The organism is Bacillus sp. A01H, assembly GCF_045277205.1.
Lineage (GTDB): Bacteria > Bacillota > Bacilli > Bacillales > Bacillaceae_G > Bacillus_A > Bacillus_A paranthracis.
This window is the reverse complement of sequence record NZ_CP117702.1, coordinates 1,794,516-1,814,512: the sequence shown is the minus strand read 5'-3', so window position 1 is coordinate 1,814,512 and position 19,997 is coordinate 1,794,516. Positions and strand designations below refer to the sequence as shown.

The window sequence follows — 19,997 nt, the reverse complement described above, 5'->3', positions numbered from 1 at the left end:
AAGACTGCCTAATGTTTTAGGCGGTCTCTCTTCTATTTCTTTAAATCAATTACGATATCATCTAGAACAATATCTTTGCTCTTCGCTTCTTTTTTTGGTACTTCAATCTTCTTCTCGATTCCATTCACATACTCTACTCCACCATGATTTTCAGATGTATGCACTCGCAAGTGTACACGAGGTGTAACGATAAGCTTTGTTGCATTTTCGTTTAACTTTTGGAATGTGGAACTCCAATGGATATTGTAAGGATCGTTGCCACTTCCCCCATTTCCTTCACCCGAATAAATATTCCCTAAATCATCCTTAACCGTCAATTCAACATCTACACTATCCCATTCTTTCCTCGCGCCCTTAGAAACCTCTTGATTGTAATAAAGAATAAATGAAACTGGCGATATTGCGACCTTTTCCATATTTGCTTTTATACCTTCTTTTTCCGAACTCCCACCAATTGTTCTCTCTTTACTATTCACTGATTTTACAGTTAACGCGAAATTCCAATTACCTTGTATTGATTTTTTCCTATCTGGCATCTCTATTCCCTCTATATTCCATCTAAAGTTTACTTTGTCCTTTTGATTACTATCATGGTGCGTCGTTGTTACCATACCTACATACTTTTTTTCAGTAACTTTAGTCATTTTTCCACTTCCTGAACTACCATGAGCGTCCATTATATCCAATCCGCCTAATATGATAGGATCATCTCCTAAGTCTTGCTCACTTTCCAGTGAATACGTTATAGATAATGTTCTGCCATCAGAAATTACATCATTAATGGTAACCTTAACCCCATTACTCTCCCTCGTCATATTCAATTCAGTCGAAAACTCTTTATAATTTTCATATAACCCTGTTCTACCATTATCTAAAAATCGGAATATGTCACCTACTATTGGTAATCCTCCAGCGTATGTCGGAAATCCGATGCCAAGCATGGCAACCGATACGCCGACTAAAATAGATGCAGCAGCAACGCCTTTTTTCCAACTTTTCATCTTTTTCTTCGTACGCATCGATTGTTTTACATTGCGCTTTACTTTTTCTTTTTCAATTTCAGAAGCCTCAATTTCCTCAAGTTCTTTCTCATCTATATCAATATCATTTAATAGTTCATAAATGTCTTTCATATGACACTACCTCCAAAACTAATTTTCGTAGCATTTTGTTGTAGTTTCTTTTTTCCACGATACACACGATTATCTATCGCTGCCCGAGTTAACCCTAACTTGTCTCCTATTTCTTCTGTCTTCATACCAAGAAGATATTTCATAATGAACACCTTTTGATCTAACGGTTCTAATTGATTAATAAGCTTCAATAACTCTTCCCTATCTTCCATAACGATTAATTCATCTTCTGCTGACTTTTCCGTACTAATATGAAACTCATCCGAAATAATCTCTACTTTTTTAGTTGCCTTCCGGTAATAATCAATCGCCTTAAATTTCGCAATTGCCGCAATCCATTTTTTAAAATCATTTGGTTCTCCATGAAATTTATTTGCGTTATTCCATATGGAAAGAAATATATCGTTTACACATTCCTCTATGAGTCCATCATTTTGAACCGGAAGAAGAAATTTGTGGGTTATTCCTTTTATGAGCGGTAAGTATGTATCGACAACAAATTCTAGCGCATCTTCTTTTTGTCGCTGTAATCTTTTTATATAATTTTTCTCATTTGATTTCATGTAGCAATTCCCCTTATTTTTTTGTAAAAGCTTTTACACCCTATATAACGTCTAAAAAAATATTTTCTCTCATATTTTTATTATTTTTTATATGTAATGGAATACTTTCCCTTAGCCATTGTCTCACGTAACTATGCGTTCAAAGAAAATTTTCTCAAGTCTGCAATTTGATTCATGTAGTACACTATTTATATAGTCATTCTTTAACTTAGTGTACATTTTATTTCGTTAATCTACTATTTAAAATTAGGAGATGAGATGTGTATGTGTGGAATTACAGGTTGGGTAGATTGGAAAGAAGACCTTTCAAATCAACATGTTATTTTAAAAAAGATGGCAAATCGTATTCAGCATCGCGGTCCGGATGCTGAAGGGTTTTGGTTTTCACCTCGTGCGGCCTTTGCACACCGTCGGTTAATCGTAATTGATCCAGAAGGCGGAACGCAACCGAAGACATTTCGTACTGGTGATTATACGTATGCTCTTACGTATAATGGAGAAATTTATAATTTCCGTGAGCTGAGAGAACAACTTAGGAAATGTGGTCATACATTTGAAACGCATTCAGATACAGAAGTGTTACTACATGCTTATTTAGAATGGAAAGAAGACTGCGTACAACATTTAAACGGCATTTTCGCTTTCGCCTTATGGGATGATCAGAAGCAACAACTGTTTTTAGCACGTGATCATTTAGGCGTAAAACCACTCTTTTATACAGAAAGAAATGACAGTATTATTTTCGGATCTGAAATTAAAGCATTATTAGCTCATCCATCTGTCCCTGCTGAAATTGATACGGATGGCATAAATGAAATATTTGGATTAGGGTTATTTCGAACTCCAGGATGTGGCGTCTTTAAACATATTCAAGAAGTGCGTGCTGGACATTCTATAACGTTTACACGTGATAAAAAAGTAGTTACGAAGTATTGGAATTTAGAAAGTAAGGTCCATACAGATTCTATAGAAGATACATCATCACATATTTTATCTATTTTACAAGATACAGTAAAAAGACAATTAATTGCCGATGTTCCTCTCGTTTGCATGTTATCAGGAGGATTAGATTCTAGCGGTATTACTGCACTAGCAGGAAAAGAATTTGCTGCTGAAAATAAAACACTTCATACGTATTCCGTTGACTTTGTAAATAGCGCAAAAGATTTCGAGCTGACATTTGCTCGCACTGGTTTAGACGCTCCTTGGGTAAAACGCGTTTCTGAACATGTAGGGACATCTCATCATGATATTATTGTGAATGCTGAAGAATTAGCTAATCACTTATTCGTTCCCCTCCGTGCAAAAGATTTACCGAGTGCTGGCGAAATGGAAACTTCACTATATTTACTATTTTGCGAAATGAAAAAAGATGCGACCGTAGCTTTATCGGGAGAATCTGCTGATGAAGTATTCGGTGGATATCCTTGGTTTCATCAAGAAGAATTACTATATGTAGATAAATTTCCTTGGCTAACAAATTGGAAAAATACATCTCCTCTTCTACTACATGAAATAAGTAACCAATGTAATCTAGAAAACTATATTGATACACGATTCCAAGAAGCGATACTTGAAGTACCTACTCTTGAAGGTGAAAGTAAAAAATCCGCGAAACAACGTCAAATGTTTTATTTATTTTTAACGAGATTTCTTCCGTTCTTACTTGACCGTAAAGACCGTATGAGTATGGCTGTAGGATTTGAAGTTCGTGTACCGTTTTGCGATTATCGATTAGTTGAATATTTATGGAACGTTCCTTTCAACATAAAAAGCATTGATAATATTGAAAAAGGTATTTTACGTAGAGCACTGAAACCTGTTTTACCTGACGATGTACGCAATAGAAGAAAAAGTGCGTATCCAACTTCACAAGACCCACATTATTTACAAAAAATTCGTCATTTATCACTCGACATGTGCAGTAATAAAAACAATCCTATTTTCTCACTTATTAATCATTCCACATTACTTGCTATTGCCGATCAGAGTAATAAAGAAATTAACAATTTCGAAGCAAGAAGTGCTATGGAATACATGCTACAAGTAAATGAATGGTTAAAAACGTATCACATCCATATTGCTTAAAAAAAGGAGTTCAAGGATAAAAACCTTGAACTCCTTTTATATTAATTAGCACATCGTTTATTTTCAGTGTCAATGGACCATCCAATAATTGTGGCACAATCTCTACCTTTCCACTGCAGTACATTTGTTAATACTGGCTCAATCTGTAAGCAACTTCCGTCGTGTAATATTTCTATTAAAGATTGGTCATCATCAAACCTTCGTTTATCACACTCTAAAATACCGTCCGTTGCCATTACGATGTGATTCATTCCTTTTTCTAATCCTCTTACACCTGACGTAAAGCAAGGTGTATTTGCTGCAAAAATATTTTTCCTACCGATATATTCGTAATTCTTCCGTTTATTTAATCGCCCTTTCCCATTCTTCGTTTTCTCAGAATGGAATAAATATGCGAAACAATTACCAACTGATAACCAATATAAAAATTCGCCTTTTCGCAAACATATTAAACATGCGAGTTCCTCATCATCTTGATCACATTTTTCAATAAACAGCTCATCTGTAAATAAAGCTAACAAATACATATGTGTATGATGAAAAGCTAAATGTATCGGGTAGGAAAATAACTCTTTTAGTTTCTCTTTTCTTTCCGAAATTGCTTCTACTATATAATCTATATTTTTTGTTTTGTGATGTGTATCAAAAATCATAACAAATTCAAATTGTAATTCAGGATCCCACCAAGCAAGCACCGCATCTCCTCGTTCATATGCATCACTCTCTTGATTTCCCCCATATACGCCGACTGAAAGAGGACCACATTTTTCAACATGTATTTCATCTACATACATCTGTTCATGACTCATCCATTTGAATGTATTCACAGCTATCATCCTCTCTCTTGCTAAATGTATACCTTTACACATAGATTACCTTATATTTCAATAAAAATAAACTTTTTCAACATTTTTTATCCAAATAAAAGGATTTTATTTCTACACTAACGAATATATCTTAATATACGATATAAAAACAGGAGGATTTATTATTATGAAAGACATCAATCAGCATTGGGAGAACATTTATTATCACTTACGATATGAATATGAAGACAATCTTTCTCACCAAGCTATTCGTATTTTACAAATCGTTTCTCGTGAGAAAGAAATAACAATTGGAAAAGTTGCTACTGAGCTTACTCTCTCTCATAACACAGCTTCTGAACACGTAAAGCGCCTTATTCAAAAAGGCTATATCATGAAAGAAAGAAACAAACAAGATGAAAGAGTTGTGAACCTTACTTTAACGAAAGAAGGCATTGAAGTATTAGAAAAGCATACTTTACTAGATAAAGAAAAGATAAAAATATTAGAATCGCAGTTATCGAAAGAAGAACAACAATTAATTGAAAAAGCTTTTTCATTATTAGCGAAGGAGGCAAAGTATGCATTTCCTCGTTAAAGTAATCGTTTCGGCACTTATTATCGGTGTTATTACTGAAGTAGCTAAACATTATAGTACGATTGGCGGGTTTATCGCTGCCCTTCCTCTCGTTAGTTTACTGAGCCTGTTTTGGATTTCTTTCGAAGGCGGGAACAAACAAGAATTAAGTCAATTTGCTATAGGCGTATTATATGGATTTCCTGCATCCGCACTACTATTATTTATCGTCTATATTGGTCTAAAAAACTCTTTTTCACTTAGTACATCGGTCCTGTTTGGTATAAGCGTTTGGTGTATCGTTTTTGCTTGTCAAAAATTATTTCAAGCTTAGTTAGGAGGGTTTATTATTTATAAACTTGTAGAGGTATTAGGGCAAACTATAGAAGTATATATAAAAGGAAGTAGTAAACAAACGGTAGTCATTCAAACCGGAATGACTTGCTCATTTTATGATTGGCTTCCTATTATCGAAAAGCTTTCACAGCACTTTACAGTCGTTTCCTACCATCGCCCTGGTTACGGAAAAAGTGAACTAGGAAATGATTCGCGTACTATAAGGCAAGTGACAAAAGAATTACATATGTTACTACAGAAATTAGCTATTCACGAGCCTATCATTCTAATTGGTCATTCCTACGGAGGCTTATGTGCACAACATTTTGCGATGTTACATGAAGATAAGTTGCAAGCACTTATTTTAGTTGATTCTACATCCATGAACTTACACCGATTAGATGAACTTCATTTACCAATTTCTGATCAGACTGATTCGGATGATATGTGGCTTCAAAAATATAATACATACTCTAAAATGGATGTAGACATGCTTTCTAATGAACTAAAGCCAATACTCGCTAATCAATCAAGACAGTACATTGAATTTTCTACCTCTCCTACATTATATAAAGCGACAGCTTCTGAACTATCTACGTGGAAAAATTGTGCTCGCTCAATAAAAGAACTCTATAAAACATTAGAAGTACCTTTAATCGTTATCGGTAGAGACCCTCAATATTCTATTACTCAGTTGACTGAGGGCGGCATGCAAAAAGAGGAAGCGACACAACTTGAAGCAATGTGGCAAGAACTGATTGATGAACAATTACAACTCTCAATAAACAGCCAATATATACTTGCTGAACATGCTGGTCACGGAATAGAAAATGATCGACCAGATATTATTATTGAGGCTGTTCAATCTGTACGAATAAAAAAAGGAAGCAACTAAAGTTGCTTCCTTACTTATCTATTCATAATCTTCTTCATCATCGATTTCTTCGTAATACGCATTCCCATTACTTACATATATAGGACCATTCGCAACGTCAATACGTAATACCCATGCCCATGGCACAGCTAAACGCTTATGTATTGCTCGCCAAAAGCTCATTGATTTTCTTTCGTACTCCTGGAACTCCTGAAGTAACTCTTTGTAGGAGGAACCGTCTAACTGAATATTTGTTTCTAACAAACGAGAATGGGCATAGTACTGCAGCTCTAGCTCAGCAGCAATTTCCATTTCTTCTTCCGTTGCCATACCTATAATTGTTCCATCTGCTGGTGCAATTTCATATACGTTGTGAACTTCAATAAGCCCTTCTTTCTCTTTCTCAAACATGTAAACAGCCTCCTTTAACATATATTTTTTATGTTACAAAGTCATACTTCTACAATAACATCTCTCTTTCCTCTTTTTTTGATAAACTTTTACAAATTATTTATCTGATGACCCGTATTCTCTATCCTTTCGGCAGAAACTAAATCTTCATTATGAAAATTCAACTTAAATATATCAGGCATACGAATTGTTTTCCAAAATCGAAAATCATATTTTGAATCAAAATAATTCATGAGTAATACCATAATATTCCCATGAGTTCCTATTACAATATTCTTATCTTTATATTTTTTTAATATATTTTGCATACATATTACAGCACGCCTTTGCGCTACATCATTCGATTCTCCGCCTTCGTGTGCAAAATCCCAATCTTCCCACACCTTTTGGACTGCATCATTAAAATCTGTTACTGACTCTGAACTTAATAACCTTTCTCGTAAATCTTCTATTTGTATCGATACATCATATGTATTCGCAATTCCTTGTACAGTTTGAATTGCTCTTTTGTACGGGCTAGAAATCACTACATCAATATGTCTATCTTTTAATAAGTGTGTTACATTCTCTGCATCCAATTGTCCTTTTTCAGATAAAGGTCGCTCCCGTTCTTCTTTTGTATAGGTAGAATGGGCATGGCGAACGAAATATATTGTTGTCATTTATTCATCTCCTTTTTCCGTTTCTACCCAAATTCAATACATTATTATCAAATCCCTTTACCTTTATAATAAGTACTGTCAATTTTAAATGTTGATTTTCATATTAATAAAAGGGAAACACCCCATATGGTGTTTCCCTCATTTAAAATAGACTACATTCAATTAAATACTTTATCGATTTTATTTCGATCGTAATCTAATATCCAATCATTATATGTATGATACATATCCCTAATTGTATTAGGAGAGGTAGCTAATACATCACAACCTCTATCATCATAAATGTGAAATATAGTATTCTTGTTAACATTTATGAAATACACCATATGAAAAATACGCGGTTTGATTCCCATATCTTGATTACAAATTGCTTTTAGCATAGGAATATATTTCAAGTCTGAAACTTTACATTTCAAAGTAAATCTATGTGTTTTATACAATCCATCTTCATCATCTTCTGGAAAAACATAAGGGATTGTATTTTTCTGTAACTTAAACAAATCAGACTTCTCTTTTACATACTTAGAAAAGATATTCAATTTGTGTTTGAAAGTTTCACCGTCTGCAAAATCATTTACATCCACTACAATATAAATATCGTCTGTTTTGGAATGTAAAGACTGAAATAAAGTAATGGCTCTATTATAAACGCCTTCTAAATATGGACAGTTTTCATAAATATTAGTGCAATCATAGTTCACACCTAATTTAAAGCGAATACCAATATCCCCATTATAAAATAGAGGTGGTCTAAGTTCTAAATTTGGAAACGTTTCAAGCATATACTCCCTCAACCTCATCTCAACACCTACCTTTAATAGCATCTTGTTTACATAATAAAATTATTCTATTATAATTTTATTCTAAATTCCTCACTTGTTATAATGTCTCGAATAAAATAATCTATATTATTTCGCAGCTTTTGATATGCAACTTGATCTTCTATATCGTTAAACATAATGACAACTTCTACTTTATTCCCTTTCTTATCTGTAGTATACAAGCTTTTTGTCAATACGAATGCGGTAGAACCACCTTTTTGACCAGCATATTCGAACTTACTATTTTTAACTGTTCCTTGGAAAATGTTCTCGATTTCTTCTTGCATTGATTTTGGAAAATACTTTCTACTATTCATCTTTTCCATTATACTCATATAATCTTTAGCGTTTGCACCCACTAATCGATCTGACCAAATTCGCTGAAATTCCATATCTACCTTTAATGGAATATCCCGTTTTTTCCATTCTTCTTCATCTTTCATCCATTCCTGTATTTGTAACACATGTTTATTATATTCATCTTTTGACATGTTACGTAACGTTTTTAATGACTGATTTTCTGGCACATGAAGTTCTTTTTCTACGTATCCTCTCATATATAGTGCAGCCGTATAAGAAGTAAACTTATCATGACTAGTAAGCTCTAACTCTTTTATACTCTCATTTACTCTTTCTATTCCAAGCTTATCTAACAAATATGTTGTATTTGCATTAGAACTATAATGAATCATGCCTTTAGCTACTTCTTCTAAATTAATCTGTCCATTTTTCACTAATTCTCTCTCTCTAGCATCTTCTAACCAGTCAGGATGTGCTCCACCATCAGTATCTTTAACGTAATATTTTTCTAGCTCGTGCAATGAAATTTGTTCATCACGACTTATTTTTCCTTCTGACACTTGCTTAGCAAATTCAACTGCTATTACGATTTTTGCCATACTCGCTAATGGCAATTTTTTATTTTCATTTATAGAAGTTAATACTTCTCCATTTCTTTTAATAAGTAATGAACATGTTTCATCTTCTTTATGTTCTTTTATGTACTTTAATACGTAATCAGGATCTTCTTTTGACAAATAGTAATTCATAATAACGAAGAAAGCTATAACAGCTACTATAATGACTCCTACAATTATTCCTATAACCTTTAATATGTTCACAATATACCCCCTCTAATACATTCCCTTCTATCTCATAATTATAACGAATTAAATTACAAAATTATACAAATAGAGTAAATCTTCCTAAAAAGAAAGAGTTACTCTATTTCACATGATGTTATTTGTCCATTTAACGTAACGACTATATTTGATTCGTCACTTTTTTTCACACTATTTATTCGATTTGAGTTAGTAGGACTAATTACAACTGATTCCTTAATTGGCGAAAGGTCCTTCTCTAATTTTTCTGCACTTACACCATATGCAGCTTGAAATACTTCTGGCGGTGTTAATCTAAGTATGTCTGATCCTTCTGCTGTTTCAAACTGATCGTTATTAAAGAACAAATGTAATTGCACTTCTTCTGTTACCGCTGTGATCCAATGCCACCATCCCATTGGAATAAAGACAGTTTGCCCCGCTTTCACATGATAATTTTGCAATTGATTCGTTTCGGGATTTAAGATGGATGTAACTGCTTCTCCTGATACTACAACATCCAATTCCCACGCATTCGGATGCCAATGTGGTTCCCGCATATGCCCTTTTGTCATAAATAAATCAACAAACGCACCACCTATCATTGCTGGTAACTGCGTTGACGTAACTTCATATGCAACGTTTTTCTCATTCCTCTTAAAAAAGATATTTTTTCGTGAATCAAAGAAAAGATTTGGAGTTCCTGAACTTTTCTTTAAATTTTTATTATCTGGAACATAACCTGAACTACTCATTTTATCCCTCTTTTCCACTCCGAACATTTCGGCTTTCACACTGTATCGTATGGAAAAAATGTATGAATGTGCCTATCATTCACATAACAAAAAAACATGCCTCATAATGAGAACATGTTTTGTGATATCCTTCACATTATTTAGCTAAAAATAAACCTTTTACTTACCATGATGTAACATTAAATCACTAAGTTCTTCTTCAATGTGATTTAATTTCGCAACGCCTTCTTTCCATTTGTGAATGTAACGTGAAACCCCAACGAAAAATAAAACGATAATTGTGGAAAGAATAATACCATACACGATTGTTACAGTACTCATAGTTACACTTCCTTATAATTAGTAATGTGGTTATTAGTTATATTTTTATTATAAACCTTTTTCTTTTAAAATACTTCGATTTCAACTTTTTGTAACAAAATTGATTTTTCTAATATTTCGTTCATAAAAATGGCATATTTTTCACAAATTATACAAAACTTCACCTTATGTACTATTACCATATGAGTTATATTATTAAATAGAATAAAGGGGATGATATACTATGACGACTTGGTTTATTGTAATGTTAGTTGTATTTGGAGCATTTAAAATTATCGTTTCTAGCCTTCCTAACACTGTTATTGAATCCATTATTAGCAAGTACGAAACACATCCAAAACTTGAAGAAGAGAATGTGACTATTACAATTCACGGAAATAACGTAGAAGGCGAACAGAAATCAAAAATTATTCATGATTTTAACGAAGGTTTATTTTTAGATCGCTATTATGCACCACCCCATAATGAAGGCACTCCTTTAATTATCCATGCAAAACGTGGTAAAAAAGATTTCACATTTTATATTTACAGTCATGAAGAGCATGTTGATGTTGTAAAACAATATAAAAAGAAGGTAGTTGCTTATAGTTTACGCTCTAAAAATCTTCAAAATAGTGATATGTTCGTGTCAGCTGATTTGTATAGTGATAATAAAGTTATTGAATTTTGACTAAAAAAGATAAGAGGCTTACTACATTCTATATGCAGCAAGCCTCTTTAAAGTTGTTTCAAATTATATCCATCTGCTTATGTAATGCTTAAAAAACGAATAATAAAGTTGTTTACTTCTTATTGAACTAACGCCCCCGTTAGTTTAAGTGTAACTCTTCACAATTATTTCATATTATATAGGTAAATAGAAAGATGAATTAGAATTTAGTTTATAGTTATAAAAATAAGTTATTTATATCCTTATAATTCTTCAAAAAGGAGAGTGTATGAAAAAGACTATTGTTTTTGTATTAACGATATTTATATTATTCCCAGGATTCGCATCACAAAGTTATGCGTTGTCAGATTCGAAATCTGAGGCAATACAAGCATTGCTAGATGATGCCCGTCGTACATCAGGTGTGCCTGGAATGTCAATCTCAATACTTGCTGATGGTGAAGTGTTCTACTTTTCTTCTGGGTATGCAGATCTTGAAAAGGGATTGTCTGCAAGTGAAAATACACTCTATGAGTTGGCCTCGGTGAGTAAAGCTTTTACTGGTATGGGGATTTTGCTATTGGAAGAGCAAGGGCTGCTATCAATGACTGATCCTATCCAAAAATATTTACCTTGGTTTACGTTAAAGTATCAAGGTAAACCTGTTGATATGCAAAACCTTACACTAAATAATTTTCTTCACCATACCAGCGGCCTAACAAATATTAGACATACTCAAAATATTCCACAAGGTAATACGCCTGATATGTTGCAAAAGACTGTGGAAACGCTGGTAGATGCAGAATTGGCGTTCTCTCCCGGTGAACAATATAACTATGGAACCGTTAATTATGATGTATTGGGTTTGGTTATTGAGATTGTATCACGACAAAGCTATGAAGACTTTATGAAGGAACAGGTATTTCTACCCTTAGGTCTTCACCAGACGTATGTTTATAAAGAAGATGCTCAAGCCACTGGACAGTTAGCACAGGGCTACCGTTCTTCTTTTTTATAACAACTCCATTTAACGCTCCGGATTATGCTGGGAATAAACCTGCCGGCTATATCATTTCTAATACAAAAGATATGGCGCGTTGGATGGGCATACAGATGGGTATCGTGCAGGACATACCCGAAATATTTCACAGGGCCATCGAAAAATCACATAGGGGTGATATGTCTGTTTCGGCTGTCAATGATATGTATTATGCGGCAGGTTGGTCGGTAAACGCCGAACAAACTTTTATAGAACACAATGGGGGTAATCCAAATTTTAGTACCAAAGTAGCCATACTGACAAATGAAAGAACAGCCATCTGCTTACTGAGCAACGGCGCAAATACCAATATAAACCTGGTACTAAAAGTTAAAAATATATTAAACGGCAATCTAACTCAGTCATATGAGATAAGCGGCACACAGCTTTTGGACATCATTTTGTCGTCTACCACAATTATTCTTTGCCTATTAGCCGTTCTGTTATTTTTCTTAGGATTAAGAAAAAGGAAAACGAATGAGCAGCAGCCGATGACAAAAAAGAGAACAATCGTAACAATTATTTTCCTAATCGCTACGATTGCCCAGTGTATAATGTTTTTTGCCTTCGATTGGTCAACGATACTTATTTGGCAAACATATAGTGTTCTTACAGCTTTAATTTCGTCAACATTATTAACAACAAGCATTACTTGGTTTGTATATACTCAGCGATTAGATGCCTCGGTCCAAAAAGAAGTATAATGTTAAGTAAACAAATCCTAATTTATCGATATTTTTAATTTAAAAAACAGAAGACACCTCGGTGTCTTCTTTAATGTCATCGACACTTCTCCTAGTTAAACCCACTTGCTATTTCTTCCACTAACCTGCCTCGTTAGTAGAAGAAGGATTTTTAAACAACTATATTATTTTTTAAATGACTTTATTGTAAATTAAACAACTTTATTATCTCTGTACATGATTTAGCTTAATACTCATATATAAAAAGGAATCCATGGCATATGGATTCCTTTTTACTATTTACTGAAAAATAAGCTCTGTCTTCAAACTATCTTTCGGTAACAACCAGCCTTTTTGGTCTAAACTCTTCATTAATAATTCTCTTTTTTCTTTTGCTATACTTTCCTCATTTGTTTTAAACGACACTTCTATTACGAAATCATCTTCTATTTTCCCTGTATTACTTAGTGGCCAAACTTCAATATTCGTTTTACTATTTTTAAACTCCCCTGTATACCTTTTCATTAATACAGGACCGTAAATACGGGAATCCCTTAACATCTCTTCTCCCCAATTCGTATACAACCATTTGTTCATTTTCCCCGGTAACTTTTCTACTAACATGTTTTGAGCAGCTTTTTCGTTTGGTAAATCAAGTACTCCATATCCTTTCGCACTGTAACTTTTCTTATTTGAAATACTTAACGTTTTCTTTTCAAATCCCCAGTCTATTTCCGCCTCATAACTATCCGTATTACTATCGAATCCTTCTTTTTTAGCTACTTCTAGTGCATCTTGAATTACACCATTTGGAATAGGATATCTTTTTTTATATGTTAGCTCAAAATCTTTACTAAATTCTTTCTTTCGTATTCTGGCAAACCAGCCTTCATTACTTAAATTTTTATTTGCAGTATCTAAAAACTGTACTTGTATTCTTTCATAATTTGTACCAGCCTGGAAATGCTCTAGTACATCTTGCTTCATCTCTTTGTTAGGACCTAGTACTTGTTCTGGCTTTAATAATAACTTCACTTCAAAACTAGGTGTCATTGGACTAGCGGCAAATCCTTCCTTAACGTTATAAAGGAAACAACAAAAGAAAATACTTACGAATACAAATACGCTTTTCATATACCTATCCCCTTTACATTTCAAATGACTTCTATTCGTTCCATAGTAAGTGAATATACATTTTCATACCCTGCGGTGCTAAGCTTTTTCTGTAATCGATCCGTATCCTCTTTCAAAGCGTGTACTAACACCGTATGTTCTGGTGATAATGTATTTAACATCTCTTTCACATCTCTTATACTTTGGTGAACTTTATATAGAACTCGCTTCACCCTACATTCTTTACCTACACGTTCCTTCAAAACTTTTTCTGCAAAACTCCCTTTCGCAATATGTCCAGTAAAGATAATAGAATTTCGTTCGTCATGCCGAAGTTGTTCATAATATAACTGCGCTCGCTTCGTTTGCATATTCGCATCACTCATTACAACTATTCCATAACTATGTTGCGTACCGCTGTCATCATCCATAACTATTATGTTTCTTTTTAAACTCTCCATTAGCTCTTCAAGTTCTTCATTATTTTTGATCCAATCTTTATATGCGAACATCTGTTGAAATCCATCCAAAATTTCTTGATCTACTATAATAGGGAGTTCTTTATATTTTTTATATAAATACAATACGATATCTTGCGCCCTACCAAGGGGGGGCAATGGTAGTAATGTTATCCCTTTATTCCCGGCGGCGCGTTCAATTTCTGTACATAGTTCGTTTATTCGTTCATGTTGCGAAACATCATCAGTATGATAAGCGGCATCTACGATTGCGACTTTTATATCGCCGTGCAACTTCTCAGGTAAATTAGCTCGCAATATGTTAGACTCTGCTGAGTAATCGCCAGAATAGAATACATATGTATGACTCATGTCCACTAAAAACCAAACAGCTCCTAATACATGCCCACTATACCCCCATTGAAAACGCAATGTAGGAGTAATCTGTACCCATTCATTCGGATTGCTAATCTCATCAATATATACATAATTTAAATCTTTCACATTTTGGTCGGTATAAGGTACATGCCATCCTTGCGCCAAATTGTAGTTTCTCCATTTTTCATAGTAAGCTGGGAGTTGCTCCTTCGTATAACGAGTTGTCCATATTTTTTTCTTATATCCATACTTCGCTAATAAAGGTAAGCCCATCGTATGATCTTCATGAATATGTGACAAAAATACTGCATCTAAAAACGGTACAACTTCTCGTTCTATTTTTGGATAACTATCCTTATATGACCGATTAATACCACAATCAAATAATATTTTTGTCTCTTTATTTTTTACGAAGTAGCAGGAGCGACCGTATTCTCCCGCTCCTCCCCATACTTCTACCCTCATCATGCTACCCCTTTTCGTTTGTGCTCCATATGCTGCAGAAGTAATAAACATAGTGTTGTAAGTCCAACTGAAACGACAGCCATCGCCATTCCAATAGATACTTCTCCTTGTTAAAATTGAGCAAAAATAAATGTTGCTGACGTTTCTACCGATGGAGGTAGTACGAGAAGCGATGCTACTAACTCCCTTATCGAGATTGTAAATGTCATCGCCCATCCGGCAAGAATACCCGGGATAATAAGAGGGAATATTATTTTTCTAAAAATATACATATAATTCCCAGAAAAAATACTTCCTGCCTGCACGAGAGAATCATCAATTTGCCCGAGCGATGCTTTTACATACTGCACTGTATAAGGTAAAAAAAGAACAACGTACGTTACGATTACCATGACTGGTGTATTGTAAATGGACAGGGGCATATAGGGGGAATTCCAAAATAAAATAAGCCCTACAACCATTACGATTCCTGGTACCATGTTCGGTAACATACCGCACATATCCAGCCATTTTTCAGAGGACTTTTTCCCCTTTCGAATCATAAGTGCTAAAAAGACGCCAATCATAACAGCAATAATCGCTGTTATAAGTGAAAAAAGAAAACTGTTCCATAGAGCTTCTAATCCTGGAGATCCGATTGTAAATAATGCTTCATAATGACTCGTTGTAAAGTTATGTAACTGTAAGCCTCCGCCTCTTAATTTTGACAAAGAAGCAATCAGTATAGAAAAATACGGGATTCCAATTGATACGATTAATAAACCAATTACATAAACCCATGCTACAACGCGCACATATATAGACAAAGTGTACCTTTTAGATTTCACACCTTTTCCACTAACCATTGCATATGAATACTTTCGATTTAATACGTTTTGCATATACCAAATGAGCATACATGCACTAAGTAATAAAGAAGATAATGCTGTTGCACTACTAAAATCAATTGGCCAACTCGAAATAAATTTATGAATCTCTGATGTTAACACATGAAATCCGATTCTTCGTCCAAATGTAGCCGGTGTTCCAAATTCAGCAATCGTCTTTACGAAAATGAGTAAAGCACCCATTACATAACTTGATACTAATAACGGTAATATTATTTTTCTTAAACGATAGAAAAAGCTTCCACCATGAACTGCTGCCGCTTCTTCTTTACTACTCCCAATTTGAAGTAATGTATTCTTCAACATGAAGTAAAGAAATGGGAATAAATGCAGACTCATAATTAAAACCATACCTCCTAAGCTAAAGAACGAAGATGAAACCATCTTTAGCATCGGAAAAAACTGTTCAAAATAGCCGTTCGGTTGCATGAACAAAATCCAGCCCATCGATCCAATATACGGCGGTGTCATAAATGGAATCATAAAAACAATATCTAACTTGCTATGCTTTCCAACATCTGTTTTGCTCATAATGAAAGCTAGTGGAAATGCAAAGATAGTTGCCCCTATTACTACGAGTACACCTAGAAGCATCGAATTTAGAAAAATCCCAGCTAATCCACCACTCTGCATCACTTCAAACGGCTTTAAAAAATTCCAACTACTATTTTCATATACACTAGAAAGTAAAATGAGAAAAAGCGGAATGACGATTAACATCGCCACAAGTAACAACGCTACCGTCATCCCAACTTGCCTTACTGATCCAAATCGATTTACCATGTAATCACCATCTTATTGAAATACTTTCTTAAATTGTTTTCCTATTTCATCTTGTTCTTTCTCAACTGTTTTCCAATCAATATGTAATACTGGAATCTCTTCCACATTTGGTCTATTTTCCGCTTTTATATCTGTTCTACCGGGTAATAAATACGCTTTAGAAATTTGTTTTTGTACATCATCTGATAATAAATAATCAATAAACTCTTTTGCACCTTTTACATTTTTACTATCCTTCATAATACCTGCTGCACGTGGGCTAATAACTGTTCCGCTTTTTGGATAAACAATATCAACTGGTTCACCCTTTGCTTTTGCACTGTACGTCATATAATCAACACCCGCAATGACCATATCTTTTGCTCCTGTTACAACTGGATCTAACGCTTCTTGGTTTGCCCCTGCTACTGTAACTTCATTTTTCTTAAGCTGTTCAAATAAATTCCATCCATCTTTTCCATTCTTTTTCACATATCCTGTCACAAAGTCTAAAGCTGAACCTGAAAGTGCTGGATCTGGAAGATTCACTTTCCCTTTCCATTCTCCTTTTGTTATATCGCTCCAATCTTCAGGCGCTGTCTTCACATTTTTTGTGTTATACACAATTCCTAACGCTGAAGCACTATATCCAAAATAATGTCCTTTATCATCCGACCATTCAGAACGAAGCTTATCAGCTTGTTTCGCTTCTTTATAAGCTAACGTTTGTCCATCTTTTTTTAATCCTTCCATCGCTGGTAAAGATGCAAGTACGACTACGTCAACGACTGGATTTTTCTTTTCGGCTTCCATTCTCGCTAAAATTTTACCTGTTGTTCCTTGAAACATTTCCACTTTTATACCCGTTTTCTTTTCAAAGTCCTTTTGAATTTTTTCTGCTAATCCTTTTGGTCCTGCACTATATACAACAATCTTCTTTTCATTCGTAGTTTTACTTTTTGCATCTGCATTACCTGTCTTTGAACTACACCCTGTTACTACGGCAGAAAATAATAAAGTACATACAAATAACGACTTAAGCGAACTGAATTTCTTCATACGATTCTCCCCCTATATGATGAATACATTTTTTCGGTACATATAACGATACTGGCTTTCCGATGCTTATCTTACTATTGTGATAAGCTGTCCATATTCCGAGTGTCCCCATATTTACTTTCACTTCATAACGCTCTCCTACATATGTAACGTGCTGGACTTCACCTGTATACATTTCACACACTTCATTTTTTGTCCAGCTCACATGCTCTGGACGAACCATTTGTTTACCCTCTACAAGCCAATTTGCCTTACCAACAAATTTTGCAACAAATTCATGAGATGGCTTCACATAAATATCTTCTGGTGTTCCTTTTTGTAATACTTCTCCTTGTTTCATGACAATAATTTGGTCTGACATTGACATAGCTTCTGTTTGATCGTGCGTTACATACAATGCCGTTAAACCAATGGAATGAACGATATCCATAAGCTCTAACCGCATTTCTTCTCGCAAAATTGCATCGAGTGCACTGAGCGGTTCATCAAACAAAATGAAATGTGGCTTCGTTACAATTGCTCTCGCAAATGCGACACGTTGCTGCTGTCCGCCAGAGAGTTCATGCGGATATCTTTTCTCCATCCCTTGCAAGCGAACTCGCTTTATTGCCTCTTCTACTTTTTCCCGTAATTGATTCGTTTGCTTTGTAGCTCTTAAACCAAATGCAACATTTTCAAATACAGTCATGTGTGGCCATAAAGCAAAATCTTGAAATACCATACCGATATTACGTTCATGAGGAGATGTTTTTATTTTTTTAGAAGAAGAATACATGCACGTATCTCCAAAATATATTTCACCTTTATCTGGCTCTTCCAGTCCTGCAATCATTCTGAGTAATGTCGTTTTCCCGCATCCCGAAGGTCCTAACAGTGTGGTGAATTCACCTTGTTTCATCATAATTTGTAACGGCTTTAACGCTTGTACTTTTCCAAATGATTTTTCTAATCCACTAATTTTAATATCCATCGTTTCACCTCTCTCCCCTCACTCTTAACCTGCTTTCATTCTATATGGAAGATTTATACTGAATGTTAATGTACTGTAAAGATTAAATTAAAAAACTTCTAATAAACTATTTATTTCTATAGATTTTTTCTATAGTTAGAAGAAAAAGGGGCAACTTGCCATGAATCTCTTAAAATTAGAAATTGTAGTGCTTATTAAGAAATACAAAAAGCTCACGATTGTTGCAGAACAGCTTGGAGTTAAACAACCTACTATTACATTCCATATAAAAAGCTTAGAAGAGGAACTCGGTGTACCTTTATTTGAATTACGTTCTGGAAGATATTTCTTAACAGAGGCTGGTGAGGCATTGCATCATTATGCTTGTAAAATAGATGCGCTTATGAAAGAAGCTAGGCGAGTCACGCAAGAGTTTAAAGATTTTCATAAAGGAGCTATAACAATTGGAGCTAGTTATGTACCAGCGACTTATCTTTTACCAGAAATTGTTCATCAATTTCAATGTGAATTTCCAAATATAAAAATAACACTCATGGTAAAAACAGCTCCTGAAATTCGAACGATGCTACAAAATCATGAAATTGATCTCGGTGTAATTTCAGCAGCACCGTTTGATGAATCACTTTTAAAACAGACGAATGTAATGCCTGATACACTTGTTCTTGCTTTCTCCAAAGAACATCATTTTTCAAAAAAAGAAAATGTATCATTACAAGATATCGAAAAGGAACGCATATTACTACATCGTAATCCATCTACAACGAGAGATTTACTTACAAAATGGATGTTAGCTCATAACATTACATTCCAATCAGAAATTGAATTAGATTCATTAGAAACGATGAAACAAATTTTAAAATACGGTAATGGGGTTGCCTTTATTTCTAAACTTGCTATTGAACAAGAAGTACAACGAAATGAACTACGCTACATACCCATCCCTGAATTTGAATTTCAACGTAACATTTATACGATTCATCATGAGGACAGGTGGAATTCTAAAATTATTTCTTTTTTACTACATAACATCACTTCTTATGCAACAAAAAATTAAAAGACTGTCGCTTTACACGACAGTCTTTTAAGC

The 19,997-nt window shown here is 34.3% G+C and carries 20 protein-coding genes and 2 pseudogenes; 7 read left to right on the top strand and 15 right to left on the bottom strand.

The features are described from left to right. Positions 1 to 32: 32 nt before the first annotated feature. Together PSR14_RS09665 and PSR14_RS09660 are read right to left on the bottom strand one after the other, a co-directional pair. Positions 33 to 1,133 (bottom strand): DUF4179 domain-containing protein, encoded by a 1,101-nt coding sequence (locus tag PSR14_RS09665; protein ID WP_086405052.1) that lies wholly within the window; start codon positions 1,131 to 1,133, stop codon positions 33 to 35. Then, positions 1,130 to 1,696 carry a sigma-70 family RNA polymerase sigma factor gene (locus PSR14_RS09660; RefSeq protein WP_048557479.1) on the bottom strand — a complete coding sequence of 189 codons (567 nt, stop codon included), beginning with the start codon at positions 1,694 to 1,696 and terminating at the stop codon, positions 1,130 to 1,132. Before PSR14_RS09660 ends, PSR14_RS09665 begins: the two co-directional genes overlap by 4 nt. A 264-nt stretch (positions 1,697 to 1,960) precedes the next feature. Here PSR14_RS09660 and asnB point away from each other — a divergent pair, with 264 nt between their 5' ends. After that, positions 1,961 to 3,784 carry an asparagine synthase (glutamine-hydrolyzing) gene (gene asnB / locus PSR14_RS09655; protein WP_073541820.1) on the top strand — a complete coding sequence of 608 codons (1,824 nt, stop codon included), beginning with the start codon at positions 1,961 to 1,963 and terminating at the stop codon, positions 3,782 to 3,784. A 41-nt stretch (positions 3,785 to 3,825) separates the two neighbouring features. Here asnB and PSR14_RS09650 read toward each other — a convergent pair whose 3' ends face one another. Beyond that, on the bottom strand, positions 3,826 to 4,653 hold the full coding sequence (locus PSR14_RS09650; RefSeq protein WP_002163702.1) for a protein phosphatase 2C domain-containing protein: 828 nt from the start codon (positions 4,651 to 4,653) through the stop codon (positions 3,826 to 3,828). A gap of 124 nt (positions 4,654 to 4,777) precedes the next feature. On the opposite strand from PSR14_RS09650, the gene PSR14_RS09645 reads away from it, so the two are divergent. Genes PSR14_RS09645 through PSR14_RS09635 form a run of 3 tightly spaced genes read left to right on the top strand, consistent with a single transcriptional unit; the run spans position 4,778 to position 6,398 of the window. Beyond that, a complete protein-coding gene (locus PSR14_RS09645; protein ID WP_000651919.1) occupies positions 4,778 to 5,188 on the top strand; it encodes a MarR family winged helix-turn-helix transcriptional regulator in 411 nt (136 codons plus the stop codon). Further along, complete coding sequence (locus PSR14_RS09640) at positions 5,172 to 5,501, top strand: DUF3147 family protein (protein WP_000545633.1); 330 nt, start codon at positions 5,172 to 5,174, stop codon at positions 5,499 to 5,501. The genes PSR14_RS09645 and PSR14_RS09640 overlap by 17 nt, the downstream gene beginning before the upstream one ends. A gap of 60 nt (positions 5,502 to 5,561) precedes the next feature. Further along, entirely contained in the window at positions 5,562 to 6,398 is an 837-nt protein-coding gene (locus tag PSR14_RS09635) for an alpha/beta fold hydrolase (RefSeq protein ID WP_249265469.1), read from the top strand. 18 nt (positions 6,399 to 6,416) lie between these two features. Here the strand turns inward: PSR14_RS09635 and PSR14_RS09630 are convergent, their stop codons facing one another. The 7 genes from PSR14_RS09630 to PSR14_RS09600 form a co-directional block, all read right to left on the bottom strand. Further along, positions 6,417 to 6,788 (bottom strand): hypothetical protein, encoded by a 372-nt coding sequence (locus tag PSR14_RS09630; protein ID WP_000461770.1) that lies wholly within the window; start codon positions 6,786 to 6,788, stop codon positions 6,417 to 6,419. An 89-nt stretch (positions 6,789 to 6,877) separates the two neighbouring features. Continuing rightward, entirely contained in the window at positions 6,878 to 7,450 is a 573-nt protein-coding gene (locus PSR14_RS09625) for a histidine phosphatase family protein (RefSeq protein ID WP_098487007.1), read from the bottom strand. Between the two features lie 158 nt (positions 7,451 to 7,608). Further along, positions 7,609 to 8,250 (bottom strand): DUF3885 domain-containing protein, encoded by a 642-nt coding sequence (locus tag PSR14_RS09620; RefSeq protein WP_001239358.1) that lies wholly within the window; start codon positions 8,248 to 8,250, stop codon positions 7,609 to 7,611. 50 nt (positions 8,251 to 8,300) lie between these two features. Next, the gene (locus tag PSR14_RS09615) at positions 8,301 to 9,392 is read right to left on the bottom strand and encodes a serine hydrolase (RefSeq protein ID WP_048557477.1); all 1,092 of its coding nucleotides are present in this window, start codon (positions 9,390 to 9,392) and stop codon (positions 8,301 to 8,303) included. A gap of 98 nt (positions 9,393 to 9,490) precedes the next feature. Continuing rightward, positions 9,491 to 10,126 carry a cupin domain-containing protein gene (locus PSR14_RS09610; protein WP_000098971.1) on the bottom strand — a complete coding sequence of 212 codons (636 nt, stop codon included), beginning with the start codon at positions 10,124 to 10,126 and terminating at the stop codon, positions 9,491 to 9,493. Positions 10,127 to 10,285: 159 nt separating this feature from the next. Continuing rightward, positions 10,286 to 10,447: a hypothetical protein gene (locus PSR14_RS09605; RefSeq protein ID WP_000109006.1), complete on the bottom strand. Its 162-nt coding sequence runs from the start codon at positions 10,445 to 10,447 to the stop codon at positions 10,286 to 10,288. A 65-nt stretch (positions 10,448 to 10,512) separates the two neighbouring features. Further along, on the bottom strand, positions 10,513 to 10,629 hold the full coding sequence (locus tag PSR14_RS09600) for a hypothetical protein (protein WP_002052063.1): 117 nt from the start codon (positions 10,627 to 10,629) through the stop codon (positions 10,513 to 10,515). A gap of 41 nt (positions 10,630 to 10,670) precedes the next feature. On the opposite strand from PSR14_RS09600, the gene PSR14_RS09595 reads away from it, so the two are divergent. Together PSR14_RS09595 and PSR14_RS09590 are read left to right on the top strand one after the other, a co-directional pair. Next, positions 10,671 to 11,117: a YfmQ family protein gene (locus PSR14_RS09595; RefSeq protein ID WP_000214587.1), complete on the top strand. Its 447-nt coding sequence runs from the start codon at positions 10,671 to 10,673 to the stop codon at positions 11,115 to 11,117. 268 nt (positions 11,118 to 11,385) lie between these two features. Then, positions 11,386 to 12,839: pseudogene (locus PSR14_RS09590) on the top strand (serine hydrolase domain-containing protein). Between the two features lie 279 nt (positions 12,840 to 13,118). Here the strand turns inward: PSR14_RS09590 and PSR14_RS09585 are convergent. From PSR14_RS09585 to PSR14_RS09565, 5 genes and pseudogenes are all read right to left on the bottom strand, one after another. Continuing rightward, positions 13,119 to 13,952, bottom strand: a complete 834-nt coding sequence (locus tag PSR14_RS09585) for a hypothetical protein (RefSeq protein WP_074532031.1) — start codon at positions 13,950 to 13,952, stop codon at positions 13,119 to 13,121. Positions 13,953 to 13,972: 20 nt separating this feature from the next. Next, on the bottom strand, positions 13,973 to 15,235 hold the full coding sequence (locus PSR14_RS09580) for an MBL fold metallo-hydrolase (RefSeq protein WP_113732568.1): 1,263 nt from the start codon (positions 15,233 to 15,235) through the stop codon (positions 13,973 to 13,975). Next, positions 15,232 to 16,902, bottom strand: a pseudogene (locus tag PSR14_RS09575) (ABC transporter permease). The gene PSR14_RS09580 and the pseudogene PSR14_RS09575 overlap by 4 nt, the downstream one beginning before the upstream one ends. A 12-nt stretch (positions 16,903 to 16,914) precedes the next feature. Next, complete coding sequence (locus PSR14_RS09570; protein WP_000714696.1) at positions 16,915 to 17,940, bottom strand: ABC transporter substrate-binding protein; 1,026 nt, start codon at positions 17,938 to 17,940, stop codon at positions 16,915 to 16,917. Beyond that, positions 17,918 to 18,910, bottom strand: coding sequence for an ABC transporter ATP-binding protein (locus PSR14_RS09565; RefSeq protein WP_000351825.1), 993 nt, complete (start codon positions 18,908 to 18,910; stop codon positions 17,918 to 17,920). Before PSR14_RS09565 ends, PSR14_RS09570 begins: the two co-directional genes overlap by 23 nt. 160 nt (positions 18,911 to 19,070) lie before the next feature. Here PSR14_RS09565 and PSR14_RS09560 point away from each other — a divergent pair, with 160 nt between their 5' ends. Further along, entirely contained in the window at positions 19,071 to 19,964 is an 894-nt protein-coding gene (locus PSR14_RS09560) for a LysR family transcriptional regulator (RefSeq protein ID WP_001050629.1), read from the top strand. Positions 19,965 to 19,997 lie beyond the last annotated feature (33 nt).